The sequence below is a fragment of the Rhodococcus sp. (in: high G+C Gram-positive bacteria) genome, from assembly GCF_049591685.1.
Lineage (GTDB): Bacteria > Actinomycetota > Actinomycetes > Mycobacteriales > Mycobacteriaceae > Rhodococcoides.
Genome location: NZ_JBAWFH010000483.1, coordinates 1 through 2,984, shown reverse-complemented (window position 1 = coordinate 2,984; position 2,984 = coordinate 1). Strand labels below are relative to the sequence as shown.

Sequence of the window (2,984 nt, the reverse complement as noted above, 5' to 3'; positions counted from 1 at the left end):
GGAAAAGGCGCAGGAGGAGCTCGACGAGGCCCGCGAGGACGAAGACGCGGCACGGAAGGCCGCCGAGGCTGCCGAGGGTGATGCCGAGAATGCCGCGGCGCAGGTGACGGAGATCAAGGAACGCCTGACACGCCTGCGCGCCGAACTGCACGAAGCCGAGGGACAGGAGGCCGATGCGCGGAAGGCCGAGAAGTCGACGGAACGTGAATCACGGCGGCTGCGAAGGGTTCTGACCGACGCGGAGGCTCGGACCGAGGAACTGGAACGGGCTGCGAAGGAGCTGCGCGGTTAGCGGGCGGCGTCGGGCTCGACGACGGGTTCGATGATTGCGGTGATCGCGGTGATGTCGCCCGCCGGGATGAGGAAATGCTCGGTGACCGCGACACTGTGTCCGCCGTCGAAATCGAGCGAGTAGCGCGCCACCACCTCGGTCCCCCATTCGTCGATCGAGATGTCGCGAGTCCGCACTATGGCTGTGTATTGCGCGCCGTTCTCGAGTTCGTCTCGGATGAACTGACCGGTGTCACCCGTCTGTCGACCGTTCTCGACCCGTCGGCACACCTGCGCGAGACGCACTTTGGTGGCGTCGTGACTCGTCAATGCAGCGATGTATTCGCGGGCCATCGCGACTCGTCCGGAATCCGCTTCCCGATTGGCGTGCCGGGCAACCCCCGCGAGGATCGGCGCAGCCAGCTCTGGCCGACAGACGAGTAGATCCGGCAAGTAGGGATGGGACCGGTTGTACAGCAGTGCGGACCCGTCGATGCGCGAGCAGTGCAGGCCCGCCGCGAGCGCCACACCCACCGGGGCCGCCGAGTCCCATTCCCATTGACCTCCGGAATGCACGTAGGCGTCGACCTCGCCCCGGACGACCGCCATCGCCTTGGCACCCGCAGATCCCATGGTGACCACGTCGCCGTCGATGTCGGCTGCGAGCGCGTCGACGTAATACGGCGGCCTGCTGTCGCTGACGACGAATGTGGGGCGCCCGGACTGCGGTGGCACGACGGTCGTATCGGCAGTGGAGTGCACGCGTCCGAGCGCGGGTTGCGCGACGGCGGATGCCGTCATGCCTTTCCCTGCCTCCCACAGTCCCACGTGTACCGCCCAGTCGCTTCGCCCGTCGATGCCATATTCGCGTGATCCGTCGAGCGGATCGATGATCCACACACGTGAGGCGTCGAGACGGCTGAGGTCGTCGGCGGATTCCTCGGACAGCACGGCGTCGTTCGGCCGCTCGTTCCGAAGCCTGCTCAGAATCAAGTCGTTGGCTGCGGCGTCACCGATACGCCCCAGATCGCGACCTGTGGCTCCCCCGTGTTCGCGAGCCCGAATGTCCAGAAGTACGCGCCCTGCTGCGTTGGCGACGTCAGCGGCGAACAGGGCATCATCGGACCGAGGGGGCACGCTCACGGTCTCAACAATTCCACAATGCGCGCTGCCTGCGCGGTCGGGTCGCCATCGGACGGTCGCAGCAACAGGTCAGGGTGCAACGGCGCGTCATACGGGTCGTCGATACCGGTGAAACCGGTGATCTCCCCTGCCCTGGCTTTGGCGTACATACCTTTCGGGTCCCGCGATTCACAGACTTCGAGTGGTGTGTCCACGAAGACCTCGTAGAACGGTAGGCCGGCCTTCTCGTGCGCGATGCGGATGGCTTCTCGTCCATCGCGATACGGGCTTATCAAGCATGTCACCGCGACCAGTCCGGCATCGGCCATCAGCTGAGCGACCGCGCCTACCCTCCGGACGTTCTCGGCTCGGCTCATCCGGTCGAATGCCAGATCGGAGTTCAACCCGTGCCGAAGGTTGTCGCCGTCGAGCAGGTACGCCGGGCGACCCGACGCCACGAGGAGCCGCTCGAGTTCCGCTGCGACCGTGGACTTGCCCGAACCGGAAAGACCCGTGAGCCACACGGTGCCGCCGGCAGTGGCTCGCTCCACCCGAGCCAACCGCGACGAGTGCCACACCACCTTGGACGCCGACAATGCAGGGCCACTGATCATCCCGGCTGCGACCGTCGCTCCGCTCGCCTCGTCTACGAGCAGGAAGCTGCCGGTGATCCGATTGCGACGATACGGATCGAATAGCAACGGGTTGGTCGTGCGGATACGAACACGGCCGATGTCGTTGAGAGTCAACGACTCCGCTTCCTCGTCGCGGTGCAGGGTATCGACGTTCAATCGGTAGTCGAGCTGCTCCACGGTGGCCACCGTGGTCGCCGTCGTGTGCATCAGCAGGTATCTGTCGCCGGAGCGAAGCTGGGCATCATCGGTCAGCCAGCACATCATCGCGTCGATGTCGCCGCCGACGAGCGGCCTGTTGTTCGGTCGACACAGCATGTCCCCGCGCGCGACGTCGATGTCGTCAACGAGTTCGATACACAGCGCCGCTTGGGCAAATCCCTCGTCGATCTTCTCGCCTCCCGGCCCCCACACAGCCGAAATCCGCGAAGTGAAGCCCGAGGGTAGGACGACGACCTCGTCGCCCGGCTTGAACACGCCACTCGCGACGGTGCCCGTGTAGCCGCGGAAGTCCGCATGTTCGCCGGTGCCGCCCTTGGGGCGCACGACGTACTGCACGGGAAACCGGGCGTCGATCAGATTGCGATCCGACGCGATATGCACGTCCTCGAGATGGTGCAGCAGCGAGCTCCCCTCGTACCACGGCATTTTCGTTGTTCGGTGCACCACGTTGTCGCCGTCCAGAGCGGACATCGGGACGAACGTCAGATCCGGTACCTCCAATTTCGCGGCAAAGGTTCGGAAGTCGTCTCGGATGTCCTCGTATCGCTGCTGCGACCAGCCGACGAGGTCCATCTTGTTGATGCAGAGCACGAGATGCGGGATACCGAGCAGCGACGAAAGGAACGCGTGCCGTTTCGTCTGCTCGAGAATGCCGTGTCGGGCGTCGACGAGAATCAACGCGAGGTCCGCGGTGGACGCCCCGGTCACCATGTTGCGGGTGTACTGCACATGGCCTGG

At 65.2% G+C, this 2,984-nt stretch carries 2 protein-coding genes and 1 pseudogene; 1 reads left to right on the top strand and 2 read right to left on the bottom strand.

The window, feature by feature from the left end; all coding sequences use genetic code 11:
- Positions 1-292: pseudogene (locus WBQ44_RS19940) on the top strand (hypothetical protein); the annotation flags it as partial.
- On the opposite strand, the gene WBQ44_RS19935 reads toward WBQ44_RS19940, so the two are convergent.
- Both WBQ44_RS19935 and cysC read right to left on the bottom strand, forming a co-directional pair.
- A complete protein-coding gene (locus WBQ44_RS19935; protein WP_495568399.1) occupies positions 289-1,413 on the bottom strand; it encodes a 3'(2'),5'-bisphosphate nucleotidase CysQ in 1,125 nt (374 codons plus the stop codon). The pseudogene WBQ44_RS19940 and the gene WBQ44_RS19935 sit on opposite strands and share 4 nt — an antisense overlap.
- A partial coding sequence (gene cysC, locus WBQ44_RS19930) for an adenylyl-sulfate kinase (RefSeq protein ID WP_495568398.1) occupies positions 1,410-2,984 on the bottom strand: 1,575 nt, incomplete at its 5' end. The genes cysC and WBQ44_RS19935, both read right to left, overlap by 4 nt.